At 70.8% G+C, this 16,185-nt stretch carries 14 protein-coding genes and 3 tRNA genes; 12 read left to right on the top strand and 5 right to left on the bottom strand.

What is annotated here, in order from left to right:
• Positions 1-51: 51 nt before the first annotated feature.
• The gene (locus ACSQ11_RS15315; protein WP_436007058.1) at positions 52-2,463 is read right to left on the bottom strand and encodes an ExeM/NucH family extracellular endonuclease; all 2,412 of its coding nucleotides are present in this window, start codon (positions 2,461-2,463) and stop codon (positions 52-54) included.
• A 123-nt stretch (positions 2,464-2,586) separates the two neighbouring features.
• On the opposite strand from ACSQ11_RS15315, the gene ACSQ11_RS15310 reads away from it, so the two are divergent.
• The 4 genes from ACSQ11_RS15310 to ACSQ11_RS15295 all read left to right on the top strand — a co-directional run bounded on the left by ACSQ11_RS15310 (position 2,587) and on the right by ACSQ11_RS15295 (position 8,461).
• Positions 2,587-4,728, top strand: a complete 2,142-nt coding sequence (locus ACSQ11_RS15310; protein WP_436007056.1) for an ATP-dependent DNA ligase — start codon at positions 2,587-2,589, stop codon at positions 4,726-4,728.
• Positions 4,721-5,893 (top strand): alpha/beta hydrolase family protein, encoded by a 1,173-nt coding sequence (locus ACSQ11_RS15305; protein ID WP_436007054.1) that lies wholly within the window; start codon positions 4,721-4,723, stop codon positions 5,891-5,893. Before ACSQ11_RS15310 ends, ACSQ11_RS15305 begins: the two co-directional genes overlap by 8 nt.
• A 154-nt stretch (positions 5,894-6,047) precedes the next feature.
• Complete coding sequence (locus ACSQ11_RS15300) at positions 6,048-7,466, top strand: dicarboxylate/amino acid:cation symporter (RefSeq protein ID WP_436007052.1); 1,419 nt, start codon at positions 6,048-6,050, stop codon at positions 7,464-7,466.
• Entirely contained in the window at positions 7,463-8,461 is a 999-nt protein-coding gene (locus ACSQ11_RS15295) for an LLM class flavin-dependent oxidoreductase (RefSeq protein WP_436007050.1), read from the top strand. The genes ACSQ11_RS15300 and ACSQ11_RS15295 overlap by 4 nt, the downstream gene beginning before the upstream one ends.
• 76 nt (positions 8,462-8,537) lie before the next feature.
• Here the strand turns inward: ACSQ11_RS15295 and ACSQ11_RS15290 are convergent, their stop codons facing one another.
• Complete coding sequence (locus ACSQ11_RS15290; protein ID WP_436007048.1) at positions 8,538-9,242, bottom strand: dihydrofolate reductase family protein; 705 nt, start codon at positions 9,240-9,242, stop codon at positions 8,538-8,540.
• Between the two features lie 52 nt (positions 9,243-9,294).
• Here ACSQ11_RS15290 and ACSQ11_RS15285 point away from each other — a divergent pair, with 52 nt between their 5' ends.
• The gene (locus tag ACSQ11_RS15285) at positions 9,295-10,182 is read left to right on the top strand and encodes a polyphosphate kinase 2 family protein (protein ID WP_436007046.1); all 888 of its coding nucleotides are present in this window, start codon (positions 9,295-9,297) and stop codon (positions 10,180-10,182) included.
• Positions 10,183-10,212: 30 nt separating this feature from the next.
• Here ACSQ11_RS15285 and ACSQ11_RS15280 read toward each other — a convergent pair whose 3' ends face one another.
• Complete coding sequence (locus ACSQ11_RS15280) at positions 10,213-11,856, bottom strand: acyl-CoA dehydrogenase family protein (protein WP_436007044.1); 1,644 nt, start codon at positions 11,854-11,856, stop codon at positions 10,213-10,215.
• A gap of 115 nt (positions 11,857-11,971) precedes the next feature.
• Here ACSQ11_RS15280 and ACSQ11_RS15275 point away from each other — a divergent pair, with 115 nt between their 5' ends.
• The 7 genes from ACSQ11_RS15275 to ppk2 all read left to right on the top strand — a co-directional run bounded on the left by ACSQ11_RS15275 (position 11,972) and on the right by ppk2 (position 15,345).
• Entirely contained in the window at positions 11,972-13,105 is a 1,134-nt protein-coding gene (locus tag ACSQ11_RS15275; protein ID WP_436007042.1) for a YihY/virulence factor BrkB family protein, read from the top strand.
• 76 nt (positions 13,106-13,181) lie between these two features.
• Positions 13,182-13,254 (top strand) — tRNA-Gly (locus ACSQ11_RS15270).
• A gap of 23 nt (positions 13,255-13,277) precedes the next feature.
• Positions 13,278-13,348, top strand: a tRNA-Cys gene (locus ACSQ11_RS15265).
• A gap of 17 nt (positions 13,349-13,365) precedes the next feature.
• A tRNA-Val gene (locus ACSQ11_RS15260) sits at positions 13,366-13,440 on the top strand.
• A 320-nt stretch (positions 13,441-13,760) separates the two neighbouring features.
• A complete protein-coding gene (locus tag ACSQ11_RS15255) occupies positions 13,761-13,958 on the top strand; it encodes a CPBP family intramembrane glutamic endopeptidase (RefSeq protein ID WP_436007040.1) in 198 nt (65 codons plus the stop codon).
• A 46-nt stretch (positions 13,959-14,004) separates the two neighbouring features.
• Entirely contained in the window at positions 14,005-14,466 is a 462-nt protein-coding gene (locus ACSQ11_RS15250) for an SRPBCC family protein (RefSeq protein ID WP_436007038.1), read from the top strand.
• A gap of 51 nt (positions 14,467-14,517) precedes the next feature.
• Positions 14,518-15,345, top strand: a complete 828-nt coding sequence (gene ppk2 / locus ACSQ11_RS15245; RefSeq protein WP_436007036.1) for a polyphosphate kinase 2 — start codon at positions 14,518-14,520, stop codon at positions 15,343-15,345.
• Between the two features lie 68 nt (positions 15,346-15,413).
• Here ppk2 and ACSQ11_RS15240 read toward each other — a convergent pair whose 3' ends face one another.
• Both ACSQ11_RS15240 and ACSQ11_RS15235 read right to left on the bottom strand, forming a co-directional pair.
• On the bottom strand, positions 15,414-15,740 hold the full coding sequence (locus ACSQ11_RS15240) for a hypothetical protein (protein WP_436007034.1): 327 nt from the start codon (positions 15,738-15,740) through the stop codon (positions 15,414-15,416).
• Positions 15,733-16,176, bottom strand: coding sequence for a hypothetical protein (locus tag ACSQ11_RS15235; protein ID WP_436007032.1), 444 nt, complete (start codon positions 16,174-16,176; stop codon positions 15,733-15,735). Before ACSQ11_RS15235 ends, ACSQ11_RS15240 begins: the two co-directional genes overlap by 8 nt.
• Positions 16,177-16,185: the final 9 nt, after the last annotated feature.

The following is a 16,185-nucleotide window of genomic DNA, read 5'->3' as shown; positions in this document are numbered from 1 at the left end:
GCCTTCGCGGTTCAGGCTTTCGGGCGCTCACGCGCCCTGCGGTACGGGTCGTCAGCGGGGGCCGCGGCCCTTGACGTCGAGGCCGATGACCAGCGGGTCGTGGTCCGACGACGAGTACGGCGTGGCGGCGAAGAAGTCCGTCACGTTGTAGTTGCGACGCGAGTACTGCATCGCGACCGACTCGTCGGCGTTGATGTCCCAGACACCGGCGCCGGTGACCATCCGGAGGGCCTTGGCGTTGGCGAAGCCGTGGTCGAGGGAGCCCAGGCGCCCGTCGAACTGGTAGCTCGCCGACGTCGGCTCGAACGTCTTGCCGAGGTTGGTGAAACCGCGGGCCTCGATCTCGCGCACCGGGTCCTCCATCGCGTAGGCGTTGAAGTCACCGACCATGAAGACGGCCTCGTCCGCGAAGACGGTGTTGGCCCAGGTGCTCACGGCCCTGGCCTGCTCGACGCGCGACGGGTTGGAGTTGCCCTGACCGGTGCCGTCGTCCACGCCCGAGCCCTTGGACTTGAAGTGGTTGGCGATGACGACGAACGGCGAGCCGGCGTTCTTGGCCTTGAACTTCTGCGCCAGCGGGTAGCGGGCGTTGGCGAAGGCCGGGTCGAGCAGGATCTGCGACGCGTCGAGCGCTTGGATGCGGTCCTTGCGATAGATGAACGCCGTGCGGATGACGTCCTCGTTGGCCGGAACCACGGACGGCGACTGGACGTAGGCCCACTGCCCGCCCGCGGCGTTGAGCGCCGTGACGAGGGTGGCGAGGGCCTTGTCCCGCGGCTGGCCGGGCAGGTAGCTGATGCCGGCCGAGTTCTCGATCTCCTCGAGCGAGACGACGTCGGCAGCGAGCCCGTTGATCGCAGTGACGATCTTGGTCTGCTGGTCGCTCAACGCCTGCGGGGTCCATGCACCGCGGACCTCGCAGAAGTTCGTCGTCACCGGGGTGCCGTCGCGGTCGGCGTAGAACGGGCAGTTCTTGTAGGTGTCCTCGGTCTCGCCCAGGTCGGTGAAGTAGTTGAGGACGTTGAACGTCGCCAGGCGGATGTCGCCTCCCACGGCGGGAGGCGTGACCTCGCGGTCGTTCTCGGTGGTCACCGGGTCGTCGGCGTCGGTCGAGCCGACGATCTGGCCGGTGGGCTGGTAGTTCCACTGGAAGCGGTAGTCGAGGATGACCGGCTTGCCGAAGGTCACCTGCGAGCCGGTCCGCATCGGCTCGGTCTGCGAGAGGTAGGGCAGCGGCGAGTCCTGCGCGGTCGCGTTGCGGATGTAGTCCCAGCTCGAGCCGTCGTCCAGCGTGACGTACTTCTTCACGTTCTCGGCCTCGTATGCCGTGGCAGCGGCGCCCGGGAGGACGACGTCCGTGGCCGTGTAGAGCGGCTCGTCGCCCACCGCCAGACCGACCTGGCCGTACTGGTTCAGCCCGTAGTTGTTCGTGATCGTGTAGGTGCCCCGGGGCTGCACGAGCATGCCCTCGTACTGCTCCTTCTCGGCGTCGGTCGCCGGGAGGGTCGCGAGCGGCGTCGGCGTCACGGGAGCACAGCCGGTCGCGGCCGTGAGGGTCGGCTTGGTGAGCTCGGTGAGGGTGCTGAACTCGGTGACCGTGGCGGTGACGTCGAGGCACTGGCCGATCGTGGCGTCGGTCGTGCCGAAGACGAAGATGCCGTCGGACGCGCCGGGCGTGGCGTCGGTCGTGCCACCGGTGTCCGGGGTCTGCATGTAGAAGCCGTTGAACCCGCCGGTCGGGTAGACGGCGGTGACGACGCCCCGGGTGCGGACCTGCTTGCCCTGCATCGGGGAGGCCGCGCCGGTGCCCTGGATCTCGGCGATCGACACAGCGGTCGGGGGCTCGGGCTCGGGGTCGGTGCCGCCGCCACCGCCGGAGGCCTGCGGGGTCGGCGCGCCGACCGTGAAGTCCGCAGCGTTGTCGTCCGTGTCGGTGAAGGTGGCGTTGCGGGCGGCCGAGGTGGAGTTGGACAGCGACCGGGTCGCGGTGCCCTCGGAGAGGTTGGCGGTGCCGAAGCCGATGCGATCGACGAGCGCGCCGCTCGGGTCGACGAGGTCGACCCGGCCGTTGGTGGCGCTCATGTTGAGCGTGCCGGAGGCGTCGGGCTCGGGCAGGGCGGCGCCGGCACCGGCGCCCGCACCCTGCTTGATGAGGAAGGTCTTGCCCGCGGCGATGCTGCCGGACAGCGTCGTCGCGCCACCCGAGCCGCCGGCGGCGGAGAAGTACTCGACCTTCCAACCGGCGAGGCTCACGCCCGAGGACGAGCGGTTGCCGAGCTCGATGAAGTCGTTCTGGAAGGGGGCGCCGGAGTTGCCGCCACCTCCGTAGACCTCGGAGATGACGACGGTCGTGGACGCGGCGCTGGCGGGGGCCGCGGCGAACAGGGCGGTGGCCCCGGCGAGCGGTAGGGCGACGAGTGGTGCTGCGGCGACGGCGCAGGCTCTGCGGGAGAACACGGACATGAAGGAGCCCTTCAGGGGTGCAGGGAGTGAACGCCCCGACCGTATGCCGTTTGCACAGTTTTGTATGTAGTCCTCACGTCAGCATTGGGCAAACTCTTCGAGCCGCCTCACTAGGGTGTGCTCATGACGGGCGCGACGACGATCGAGATCGACGGACCCGAGGGCACCCGCGAGGTCCGGCTCTCCAGCCCCGACCGCCTCATGTGGCCCGATGAGGGGATCACCAAGGGCGACCTCGCGGCATACGTGCAGGCGGTGGGCGAGCCGCTGGTCCGCGCGATCGGCGACCGGCCGGTGACGCTGCAACGGTTCCCGGAGGGGATCGACGGCGAGGAGTTCTACCAGAAGAACCCACCGAAGGGGATGCCCGACTGGATCCGCACGGTGTCGTGCCGCTACCCGTCGGGCCGGAGGCACGCGCAGCTCGTCGTCGACGAGACCGCTGCGGCGGTGTGGGCGGTGCAGATGAACACCATCACCTTCCACCCGTGGCCGGTGCGCACCGCCGACAACGACAATCCCGACGAGCTGCGGATCGACCTCGACCCGCAGCCGGGTCGCTCGTTCGAGGACGCCGTCGAGGCCGCGCTCGCCCTGCGTGAGCTGCTCACCGGGCTCGGACTCACCGGGTGGGCCAAGACCTCGGGCAACCGCGGGGTGCACGTCTTCGCCCGCGTGAAGCCGACGCACGAGTTCCTCGACGTGCGGCACGGCGTCATCGGGATCGCCCGCGAGCTCGAGCGCCGCCTGCCGGACCTCGTGACGACGAGCTGGTGGAAGGAGGAGCGGGGAGAGAGGGTCTTCGTCGACTTCAACCAGGCCTGTCGCGACCGCACCATCGCGTCGGCCTACAGCCCGCGGCCGCTGCCGGGTGCGCCGGTGTCGATGCCCGTGGGCTGGGCCGAGCTGACCTCGGTGACACCCTCCGACTTCACCGTGCTCACGGTGCCCGGTATCCTCGCCGACCGAGGCGACGCCTGGGCCGAGATGGGGGAGTCGGTCGGGGACATCGGGCCGGCCCTCGCGCTCTGGGACGCCGACGTCGAACGCGGCCTCGGCGAGCTCAACTTCCCCCCGGACTACCCCAAGATGCCGGGAGAGCCGCCGCGGGTGCAGCCGAGCAAACGGCGCACCGACCGCGCCGACGAGGACTACATGAAGCCCAAGGCCGAGCGCGACGCCGAGGTGCGCGAGCAGTGGGGTATGCCGGTCGTGCCGCCGATCCCGCCCATGCTCGCCAAGCCGTCCAAGAAGCTCGTCGAGGGCGACGTGAGCTACGAGCCCAAGTGGGACGGGTTCCGCTCGATCATCTACCGCTCCGGGGACCAGGTGGAGATCGGTAGCCGCAACGAGAAGCCGATGACCCGCTACTTCCCGGACGTCGTCGAGGCGGTGCTCGCCAACTTCCCCGACAAGTGCGTCGTCGACGGCGAGATCATCCTCGTGCGCCCGGGTGAGGACCGGCTCGACTTCGACCTGCTCCAGCAGCGGATCCACCCGGCGGCGAGCCGCGTCAAGAAGCTTGCGGCAGAGACACCTGCGAGCTTCGTGGCGTTCGACCTGCTGGCGCTGGGGGAGCGCGACCTCATGGGTGAGCCGTTCTCCGTCCGTCGCTCCGAGCTCGAGAAGGCGTTCGCCGAGGTCGAGGCGCCCATCCACCTCACCCGTGCCACCCGTGACCCCGACGAGGCGCGGCAGTGGTTCGAGCAGTTCGAGGGCGCCGGGCTCGACGGCGTCATGGTCAAGCCACTCGACGGCACCTACGAGCCCGACAAGCGGACGATGCACAAGTTCAAGCACGAGCGCACCGCCGACTGCGTCGTCGCCGGCTACCGCACCCACAAGAGCGGCGACGACCTCATCGGCTCGCTGCTTCTCGGGCTCTATGACGACGAGGGCACGCTCGCGAGCGTCGGGGTCATCGGTGCGTTCCCGATGGCGCGGCGCAAGGAGCTCTTCGAGGAGCTGCAGCCCCTCGTCACCGACTTCGACGCCCACCCGTGGGCGTGGGCCAAGCAGGAGGAGGGCACCCGGACACCGCAGAACGCCGCCCAGTCCCGGTGGGCCGCGGGCAAGGACCTGTCGTTCACCCCGCTGCGCCCCGAGCGCGTCGTCGAGGTCCGCTACGACCACATGGAGGGCGTGCGCTTCCGGCACACCGCGCAGTTCGTGCGGTGGCGCGAGGACCGCGATCCCGAGTCGTGCACCTACTCCCAGCTCGAAGAGCCTGTGTCCTACGAACTCGCCGACGTCCTCGATGGCTGAGGCCAAGGGCCTGCGACGCGCCGCCGTCGCCGCGGCCGCTGTGGGGGCGACCACGACGCTCGCGAGCGCGGCCGGCTCGCTGGCGGCCGCGGCATACTTCGCGCGTCGCGTCCTCACGCCCGAGAGGCAACGGCCCGACGACACCGAGATCCTCGAGGTCCGCGACGGGCGAGTCCTGCTGTCGGCGACGGACGAGACGGTCGTGCCGGGGCGCTACGGCCTGTGGCTCGACGGCGGGCGTGGACACGTCCGCATCGGTGACCCGACGTCCACCGACGTCGCGGCCGGCACGGTCGAGCGCGAGGTCCTCGGCGTCGATGCCGGCCAGCTGCGACCCGGCGGTGCCCGCTTCAACGGCTACCACTACGTGGGCACACCGGAGCAGGCCCTCGGCCTGCCCACCGAACAGGTCACCTTCGAGGGAGAGCTCGGTCGTATGCCGGCCTGGCTCGTCCCGGCGCCCGGCGGTCCGGGGACGCGCTGGGCCGTGCTCGTGCACGGTCGTGGCGCCCAGCGACAGGAGACCCTGCGGGCGCTGCCCACCCTGCACGCCGCCGGCTGGACCTCGCTCGTCCCGACCTACCGCAACGACGAGGACGTGCCAGCCGGGCCCGACGGTCGCTACAACCTCGGCCTCAGCGAGTGGCGCGACCTCGAGGCGGCGGTCGAGCACGCCGTCCGGTCCGGTGCCCGGGAGGTCCTCCTCGTCGGGTGGTCCATGGGCGGGGCTATCGTGCTCCAGTTCCTCGATCGCTCGCCGACGGCCGACGTCGTGACGAAGGTGGTGCTCGACGGCCCGGTCATCGACTGGGGCGACGTGCTCACGCACCACGCCCACCTGCACCGGCTGCCCAAGGGCGTCGGCTCCCTCTCGCGCTCGATGATGGGGCGGGCCTGGGGCAAGCGGTTCGTCGGGGTCCACGAATCGGTGGACGTCGCCCTCACCGACTGGGTGCGGCGGGCGGACGAGCTGCACCACCCGATCCTGCTCATCCACTCGGCTGACGACGAGTTCGTGCCGGTGGGCCCGTCGAGGGCGCTGGCGGCCCGACGGCCGGACCTCGTGACGTTCGAGGAGTGGCGGGTGGCCCGCCACTGCAAGGAGTGGAACACCGATCCTGAGCGGTGGGAACGCGTCGTCACCGATTTCGTCAGCGGGGAATAGTTCCGCCGCGGGCCCGGTTGCCGCCCCTGTGTGCACCCCGACGATGACTCCTGCCCTGTGGCGGCGTCTGCATGTGGACCTGAGGCTCGACGCCAGCGACCGCTGTCGCCGCTGACCGCCTCCGCCCCACATCCCTTCCTCCCAGGAGTCCGTCATGTCCAGCACCACCCCTGAGCCGGTCGCGCCCGCGGCCGAACCCTCACCCCGCGCCAAGCGTCCGGGCCTGCCCTTCTGGGCGCAGGTCTTCATCGGTCTCGCCGTCGGCGTCGTCCTCGGCTTCCTCGCCCGCCAGCTCGACCAAGCGTGGCTCGCCGAGACCCTCAAGACCGTCGGTGGCATCTTCGTCCAGCTGCTCAAGGTCATCGTCGTCCCGCTCGTGCTGGCCGCGATCATCGTCTCGATCGCCAACCTTCGGCAGGTGACGAACGCGGCCCGGCTCGCGGGCGAGACGCTCGTGTGGTTCGCCGTCACCGCCGCTGCGTCGGTCGTCGTCGGCATCACGCTCGGCCTCGTGACCAACCCCGGCGCCAACGCCACGCTCGACACGTCGGCCGGTGCCGCTCCGGACCACACCGGCAGCTGGCTCGACTTCCTCACCTCGATCATCCCGGGCAACTTCCTCGGTCTCGAGGTGTCGACCTCCGCGGAGGACGGCGGCGCGCTGAGCTCCAGCCCGTCGTTCAACATCCTCCAGCTCGTCGTCCTCGGTCTGGCGATCGGAGCCGCCGCGCTCGCCGTCGGCGCCAAGGCCGAGCCGTTCGTCGACCTCACCCGCAGCGCCCTCGAGATCTTCAGCAAGCTCGTGTGGTGGGTCATCAAGCTCTCGCCGATCGGTACGGCCGCGCTCATCGGCTCCGCCGTCGCGAACTACGGCTGGGACCTCATCGGGCCGCTCGCGATCTTCACTGCCGACGTCTACATCGGCTGCGCCATCGTCCTGCTCGTGATCTACCCGATCGTGGCGCGGGCCAATGGCCTCAACCCGGTGCGGTTCTTCGCCGGTGCCTGGCCGGCGATCCAGTTCGCGTTCGTCTCGCGCAGCTCGATCGGCACCCTGCCGCTCACGCAGCGCGTCGTCACCCACAACCTCGGCGTCTCGCGTGACTACGCCTCGTTCGCCGTGCCGATCGGTGCGACGACCAAGATGGACGGCTGCGCCGCGATCTACCCCGCACTCGCCGCGATCACCGTCGCCCAGCTCTTCGGCGTCGACCTCGGCGTCACCGACTACCTGCTCATCGCGTTCGTCTCGATCGTCGGCTCGGCTGCCACGGCGGGCCTCACCGGTGCGGTCGTCATGCTCACCCTCACCCTGTCGACCCTGGGCCTCCCGCTCGAGGGCGTCGGGCTGCTCCTCGCGATCGACCCGATCATCGACATGATCCGCACCGCCACCAACGTGGCCGGCCAGGCGCTCATCCCGACGATCGTGGCCAAGCGCAACGGGCTGCTCGACCAGTCGGTCTACGACGCCAACACCTTCGGTGGCGCCGACACCCGGCTCGAGCTCGACGAGGACGAGACGGACTCCGCCGAGGCCCGCGACGAGCAGCGCGTGGCGGTCCTCGCGTGAGCCCCGCAGGACCGCGGCTCTCGCTGCTCGACCTCGCCACGGTGGGCCGCGACCAGCCCATCGGCGAGGCCCTCGAGACGAGTGTGACGCTGGCGCAGAAGGCCGACTCGCTCGGCACGTTCGAGCGGCTGTGGTTCGCCGAGCACCACAACATGCCCTCGATCGCGTCGGCGGCGACCGCGGTCCTGCTCGCGCACGTCGCTGCCCGGACCGAGCGCATCCGCGTCGGTTCGGGCGGCGTCATGCTGCCCAACCACTCGCCGCTCGTCATCGCCGAGCAGTTCGGCACGCTCGCCGAGCTGCACCCGGACCGGATCGACCTCGGGCTCGGTCGCGCGCCCGGCACCGACCAGGTGACGATGCGCGCGCTGCGCGCTGACCCGCGGGCCTCCGAGCGGTTCCCCGACGACGTGCTCGAGCTCCAGGGCTACCTCTCCGACGAGAGCCTCGTGCCGACGATCAACGCGATCCCGGGGCGGGGCACCAAGGTGCCCCTCTACATCCTCGGCAGCTCGCTGTTCGGCGCGCAGCTCGCGGCCCGGTTCGGTCTGCCCTACGCCTTCGCGAGCCACTTCGCACCCGACGCGCTCGTCCAGGCGATCGAGGTCTACCGCCGCGAGTTCCGGCCCTCCGAGCAGCTCCCCGAGCCGTACGCCATCGCCGCACTCAACGTCGTCGTCGCGGACGAGCAGGAGCACGCCGAGGCGCTGGCCGCCTCCGTGCTTCGCTCACGCGTGCGTTCGCTCGCCTCCCGCGTCCCGGCGTATGCCGGCCGCCTCGACGACGCTGCCGTCGACGCCCTCATGGACTCGCCGGTGGCCGCCCAGGCCCGGCACATGATGACGTACTCGGCCGTCGGCGACATCACGACGGTGCGCGACTACCTCGAGCGCTTCGCCGAGCACGCGCAGGCCGACGAGCTCATGGTGACCAACGCGGCGCCCGGCCTCGACAACCGGCTCCGCGCCCTCGAGCTCCTCGCCTCGACCGACTGACCCAGGAACACGCGACTTATTGCCGCGGTGGGACAGCTCGCTCGCGCTCGCCGTCCCACCGCGGCAATAAGTCGACTCAGGCAACGGGGGTGATGCGCCAGAGGGTGAGGAGTGACCCGTCCTCCTCGAGGAGGTGGCCGATCTCGGCGTCCAGCCCGGAGGCGCCGTCGAGCGGTGTGCCCGCGACGACCCGCGTGGCGTCGCCACCGACGAGCCGGGGAGCGATCGTGAGCGCGAGCTCGTCCACCAGCCCGGCGGCGAGGAGGTCGTGGAAGAGGGAGGGACCGCCCTCGGCGAGGATGCACGGCATACCGGCATCTCTCAGGCGGGCCACGACGGTACGCAGGTCGACGTCGTCGTCTCCCTCGACCCAGACCTCGTCGCTCGGCTCGAGGCCGGAGGACGCGCAGGTCACGAGGACGACGCTGCCCTCGCCCTCGGAGAGTGACTCGGGCAGGTGCCCACGACCGCTCACGACGAAGATCGGGGTCGCGCCACGTCGATAGCCCTCTGCCCGTGCCGTTCCCGCGCCCACGAGGACGCAGTCGGCGAGCTCGCGCTGGAGGTGGAAGACGCGTCCGTCGGCGTCGGTGTTGATCGACCCGCTGCGGCCGTCGCCCCCGGCCGCCGAGCCGTCGAGGGTGCTGACGAAGTTGGCTCGGACGCCCCCGTCCGAGGGCCAGGCATAGAGTCGGGTCAGGTCGTCGTCGCCGACCTCACTGCCCTGACCGGCGAGGCTGGAGGGGCTGGCGGCGGATCGCGTGTCGAGGAGCAGGCGCACGACGTCGAGTCTGTCACCCCACGGTGGGTCCGACGGCTGACAGGATGCCGGGATGGCGAAGAAGAGCAGGGACAAGAAGTCCGGCACGGGCAAGGGCACCGAGCAGGCGACCTTCACCCAGGCGCTGCGCGCAGGTGAGGGCTTCGACCTCGCTGCGCTGAGCCCGCGCGCGACGCCGGGCTTCGACGGCGACAAGGCCGGCGGCGAGAAGGCGATGGAGGGTCTGGCCGACCGGCTCTCCGAGCTGCAGGAGCGTCTCTACGCCGAGTCGCGTGGGGGCGGCACCCGCTCGGTGCTGCTCGTCATCCAGGGCATGGACACCTCGGGCAAGGGCGGGATCATGCGACACGTCGTCGGGTCGTTCGACCCGCAGGGTGTCGACATCACCGCGTTCAAGGCGCCGAGCGACGAGGAGAAGAGGCATCCCTTCCTCTGGCGTATCCGCAACGCCCTGCCGAGCCCGGGCGACATCGGCGTCTTCGACCGCTCGCACTACGAGGACGTCCTCATCGTGCGCGTCCACGACCTCGTCCCGCGCAGCCAGTGGTCGCGGCGCTACGCGCAGATCAACGACTTCGAGGCCTCGGTCGTCGAGTCCGGCACGACGATCGTCAAGGTCATGCTGCACGTCTCCAGCGACGAGCAGAAGGCGCGGCTCGCCGAGCGGCTCGACCGACCGGACAAGCACTGGAAGTACAACCCGGGCGACCTCGACGAGCGGGCCCACTGGGCCGACTACCAAGAGGCCTACCAGGTCGCCATCGAGAAGTGCTCGACCGACGTCGCGCCGTGGTTCGTCGTCCCGGCCGACCGCAAGTGGTACGCCCGGCTCGCCGTGACCAACCTCGTGCTCGAGCACCTCGAGGCGCTCGACCCGCAGTGGCCGGAGGCCGACTTCGACGTCGAGGCCGAACAGCGGCGCTTGTCCCAGATGCCCTGAACCGCTGCCCTGCAGCGACGGCGAATGGGGTCAGGCGAAGGTGCGGTCGAGGATCTGCGTCACCTCGGCCGCGCCGAGGTCGTCCAGCGACCCGAACGTCGCGCCGTGCCCGTCCGCGTCGAGCCGCCCGGCGATGAACGCCTCGGACACGACGGTGGGGGAGTGCTGGGTGAGCAACGAGGCCTGGAGGGTCAGCGCCAGGTGCTCGACGATCCGGCGCGCCTGCCACGGCCCGCGGTCGGTCGCCGCCATCGCGACGAGCCCGGGCACGGCGTCGATGGCCCGGTCGAGCCGCCGGTCGTGGCCGCGCGCGGCGGACAGCTCCTTAGCGAGGGCCGCGACCGTCGCCGGCTCACGGGTCATGGCGCGCAGGACGTCGAGCGCACCGACGTTGCCCGACCCCTCCCAGATGGAGTTGAGCGGCGCCTCGCGGTACAGCCGGGCAAGGCCGTTCTCCTCGACGTACCCGGCGCCACCGAGGCACTCGAGCGCCTCGGCGACGACCGGCGGCGTCCGCTTGCACACCCAGAACTTGCCGAGCGCCACCCCGAGCCGGGCGAGGTCGCTCTCGCCGGCGTCGACGGCGTGCGCCATCCGCAGGCCGAGCAGCTCGGCCGCCTCGACTTCGAGGGCGAGGTCGGCGAGGACGTTGCGCATGAGGGGCTGCTCGACCAGCCGGGCTCCGAAGGCCGAACGGTGGCGCGCGTGGTGCAGGGCGCGCGTCACCGCCTCCCGCATCGTCGCCGAGGAGCCCAGGATGCAGTCCAGCCGGGTCGAGGAGACCATCTCGATGATGGTGCGGATGCCCCGCCCGTCCTCGCCGACCCGCACCGCCCACGCCTCCTCGAGCTCGACCTCGGAGGAGGCGTTCGAGCGGTTGCCGAGCTTGTCCTTGAGGCGCTGGAGGCGGAGCGCGTTGCGGGTCCCGTCGTCGAGGATCCGCGGCACGAGGAAGCACGTCACGCCGGCCGCCGTCGTCGCGAGCACGAGGAAGACGTCACTCATGGGGGCCGAGAAGAACCACTTGTGGCCGGTGAGCCGGTAGGTGTCACCACCCTCGATGGGCCCGCCCGGAAAGGCCTCGGCCCGAGTGGCGTTGGCGCGGACGTCGGAACCGCCCTGCTTCTCCGTCATTCCCATCCCGGCGATCGCCGACGTCCGCTCGCCGAACGCCCGCAACGCCGGGTCGTAGTCTCGCGAGGCGAGCAGCGGGACCCAACGGTCCGCGAGGGCGGGCGTCGAGCGCAGGGCGGGCGCCGCGGCATACGTCATCGAGACGGGGCACAGGTGACCCGCCTCGGCACGTGACCACGTGACGAAGCCGGCGGCACGTCGCAGGTGTGCGCCGCTGTCGGCCGGCTGCGTCCAGGCCTCGGCGGTGAGCCCATGGCCGACGGCGACCCGCATGAGGTCGTGGTAGCTGCGGGAGTAGTCGACCTCGTCGACGCGCTGCCCGGTGCGGTCGTGGGTCCGCAGCCGAGGGATGTCGCGGTGGGCGTCGTCGGCCCACGCCTGGGTCAGGGGGTTGCCGGCAAGCTCGCCCAGCGCGTGCAGCCGGGGGACGTCCTCGGGCCGACCCCACCGTTGCACCGCCTCGACGGCGACGGCGTCGGTACCGAAGAGGTCGTGCCCGGTGAAGTCGGGCACCTGGTTCGCGACGTCATGGGTGTGCACGGCCCGAACGCTAGCCCGTGGCACGGGGCGCACGGGTCAGATGTGACCGGCTCGTGTCCGCCGCCGGGCCGTGTCACGGTCGGGTCCGTGCAGGTGGGGCGGCTAGCGTGAACGGGTGACCGACGCGAAGCGACGCCTCCGGCGCTGGCTGGCGCGGTTCCCTGCCGTCGAGGCGCTGGCCAGGCTCACGGTGGAGACCATCCGGATCTGCCTGCGCTACCGGGTCACGGGGCTCGCCTCCGAGGCCGGGTTCTTCGCGCTGCTGTCGCTGCCGCCGCTCGTCCTCGGGCTGTTCGGTGGCGTCGGCTACGTGGGCCGCTGGCTCGGCACGGACACCGTCGAGACCGTCCGCAACGGGATCACGGAGTTCGCCGGGCGCTTCCTCACGACGGACGTCATCTCCACGACGCTCGCTCCCACGGTCGACGACGTCTTCACGGCGGGGCGCTTCGACCTCATCTCCGTCGGGTTCGTCCTGTCGCTGTGGTCGGGGTCGCGTGCCCTCAACGTCCTCGTCGACACCGTCTCGATCATGTACGGCCAGTCGGGCGTGCGCGGGATCGTGCCGACGCGCGTGCTGAGCTTCTCGCTCTACGTCGTCGCGCTGCTCGTCGGCATCGTCACGATCCCACTCGTGCTCATCGGGCCGACGCTGCTCGGCCAGTTCCTCCCGGAGCGGCTGGACTTCCTCACGCTGCTCTACTGGCCGGTCGTCTCGCTGCTCGTCATCGCGGCGTTCACGAGCCTGTACCACGTGTCCACGCCGGTCCGGAGCCCGTGGACCCACGACGTCCCGGGGGCGGTGCTCACCCTCCTCATCTGGGTCGTGGCGTCGTTCGCGGTGCGTGGTTCCATCGCCGCCTCGCTCGGGGGGACGTCGATCTACGGCCCGCTGAGCGCGCCGATCGTCCTGCTCATCTGGCTCTACATGCTCGCCATCGCCGTCCTCATCGGCGCCGCCCTCAACGCCGGCATCCGCAACCTCTGGCCGTCCGAGGACCAGCGCAGCCTGCGGACTCGGGTGGCGGAGTGGGTGAGGTCCAAGCGGAGTCCCGCCACGCCGCCGCCGACGACCGCCGCAGGCACCGCCGGCGGGGGAGTGGACGACGACGCGGAGCCCGCGGACGGCGACGTCGACGACGACCTCGATCTGGACGGCATACGGCAGGCGGCCCGGCGTCCGCTGACCCCGATCAGCGACGACGAGACCCTCGTCATCCCCCGGATCAGGGTCGGCTCCGGCCGCTGACCGAGCCGGTTTGGAGTTCACGCGCAGGATCGGTTAAGTTTCTCTCCGCACGCAGGAAGGAAACTTCGGGCGTCGCGCGGATGTAGCTCAGTTGGTAGAGCGCAACCTTGCCAAGGTTGAGGTCGCCGGTTCGAACCCGGTCATCCGCTCGGAGGGTTAGCCACCCCTCAATGGTGGAGTGGCCGAGAGGCGAGGCAGCGGCCTGCAAAGCCGTTTACACGGGTTCAAATCCCGTCTCCACCTCGAGTAGTACCCCTCACGGGCGATTGGCGCAGTGGTAGCGCGCTTCCCTGACACGGAAGAGGTCACTGGTTCAAACCCAGTATCGCCCACCAGCACGACGAAGGCCCCGGACCGCGACAGCGATCCGGGGCCTTCGTCGTGCGTATGCCGTGGTGCGGCGTCAGAGCTTGTACGTCACCCAGGCGGTCGTCGCGGTCCGGCGGTAGATGCCGGCGGAGTCGCGCGCGTAGGTGTAGCGCGGAATCTCCACGCTGAAGGTGTAGGACGGGCGGCCCGCTGTCACCTTCTGCTCGAAGGCGGTCTCGACGTAGGGAGTGTTGCCGACGAAGGGGGTGTACCACCCGGCCGACAGACCGCGGAGTGCTCCCCGGGTGATCGTCTGCCCGGAGCAGACCTCGTCGCCGGGTGGGTCGTGGCCGCGCTGGGTGAGGAGGTCGCCTTCCGGGGCTACCTGCTCACCCGCCTGACCGAGCTCCTCGGTCGGGGGCCTGCCGGGCTCGGGGCATCGGTGGTGGGGTCGTCGGTTCTCTTCGGGATGCTGCACACCGAGCAAGGCCTCGTGGGCGTGGTGGCCAGCGCCGTAGCCGGTGACGTGTACGGCCTGTGGTGACGGCCCGAGGCAGGGCGCCGCTCGGGCCGCACGTAGCCTGAGCCCCATGACCGACCGTGACAGCGTGAGCGTCGAACGACTCATCCCCGCCTCCGCCGGCGAGATCTTCGACCTGCTGGTCGACCCGGCCCGGCACCTCGACATCGACGGCTCGGGCACGGTGCAGCGGGCACGCTCGGGCGGGCGGCGGCTGCGGCTGGGCGACTCGTTCGGGATGGACATGAAGCTGGGCGCGAGGTACTCGACGCGCAACGAGGTGGTCGAGCTCGTCGACGACCGCCGCATCGCCTGGCGCACCCTCGCACCGTTCCCCCTCTCGCTGCTGTTCACCGGCCGGACGTGGCGCTACGAGCTCGAGCCCGTCGAGGCCGGCACTCTCGTCCGGGAGACGTGGGACATCAGCACCGAGGCGTGGCCCGGTCGACCGGCGGTCCGCCGGATGGCCACGACGACCCGGCGCAACATGGAGAGGACGCTCGAGCGGATCGAGGACCTCGTCACCGACTGAGGTTTCGCCCAGAGTCAGGCGGCCGTACGGGCACCGCCCTACGATCGGTGCATGGCATCGCCTGCGCGAGACGCCGGGTCCCTCAGCACCACGGCATACGAGGGCGAGCTGCTCCGCCTCCAGGCCGAGCTGGTCAAGGTCCAGGAGTGGGTCAAGGCCGAAGGGCAGCGCATCGTCGTGATCTTCGAGGGACGCGACGCCGCAGGCAAGGGCGGCACCATCCAACGGATCACCGAGTACCTCAGCCCGCGCAACGTCCGCATCGCCGCCCTGCCGAAGCCGACCGAGCGGGAGCAGGGCCAGTGGTACTTCCAGCGCTACATCGAGCACCTGCCCGCCGCCGGCGAGATCACGCTGTTCGACCGGTCCTGGTACAACCGCGCCGGGGTGGAGCGCGTCATGGGCTACTGCACGCCGGACGAGTACCGGCGCTTCCTGCACCAGTGCCCGATCTTCGAGCGGCTGCTCCTCGAGGACGGGATCCTCCTGCGCAAGTACTGGTTCTCGGTGAGTGACGCCGAGCAGCAACGCCGCTTCAGGTCGAGGCTGAGCGACCCGATGCGTCAGTGGAAGCTCTCACCGATGGACCTGGAGTCGATCACCCGCTGGGAGGACTACTCCCGCGCCAAGGACGAGATGATGGTGCACACCGACATCCCGGAGGCACCCTGGTACGTCGTCGAGTCCGACTCCAAGAAGCGTGCCCGCCTCAACATGATCGCCCACCTGCTCTCGACGATCCCCTACGTCGAGGTGCCACCGCCGACCCTGGTGCTGCCCGACCGTCCTGCGCCGCGCGGGTACGAGCGCCCGCCCCGAGAGCAGGCGACCTACGTGCCCGACCACAGTGCGACGCTCGGCTCCCGCTCGACCGACTGACGCCCCAACCCCGGCCAGTCGCGATGCGCGAGCCAGGCGAGCAATGCGCCGGCGGGGACGGCATACAGCTAGAACCCCCAGCCGAACAGGAGCAGCAGGGCGTGGAAGGCGAGCACCCCGATCCAGCCGGCGCGCGCCGCGCGCCCGCCGCTGAGCAGGAGCGCTCCGAGGGTCGCCTCGCCGGCTGCGAGGGCATAGATCCACGGGCGCGGCGAGGCCATGACGATGTCGGTCCAACCAGAGCGGACGAACGCGAACAGCCCTCTCGCGGCGAACGACTCGTAGACAGACGGGTCCGCGCTCACGAGCCCGACGTGGCTCCCCGAGGCGACGAGGTAGAGCGCACCGACGACGGTGGTCGCGCGCGGCGGTCGACGCTCCTGCCACTCACCCATGGTCGCCACGACCCGCTCGCGAGGACTCGCGGCGACGGGACGAGCCGGCACCGGCACGTCCCGTCGACCCGAAGGCGAAGGAGACACCGAGCATGAAACCGAAGTCGTACCAGGCACCCGAGTTGCGCACCTCGTAGATCCCGACGCCGTCGCGGAACAGCGACACGATGAACGTGATCGGGCTGATCACCCCGTGCCACAGGCCGAGCCAGAAGCCCGGCTGACCCGTGGCCGTTCCCGCGTCCTCGTTGCCCGCAGCGGCGCACGCCGCCAGGACCAGCACGGCCGCGACTGCGACCCACACCGCCCGCCATCTCGCACCCATGACCTCGACCTCCTGCACCAGTGCACCGCGGCCGTGGCCCTCGCCGACAGGGCCAAGGTCCCGGAACTCGAGGCCGGACGGCATACCGGGAAGGTCGACGGCCCCCGACACGCGGCGGTG

The organism is Knoellia sp. LjRoot47, assembly GCF_964253435.1.
In the GTDB taxonomy this organism is placed as follows: Bacteria; Actinomycetota; Actinomycetes; order Actinomycetales; family Dermatophilaceae; genus Knoellia.
This window is presented reverse-complemented; position numbering and strand designations above follow the sequence as displayed.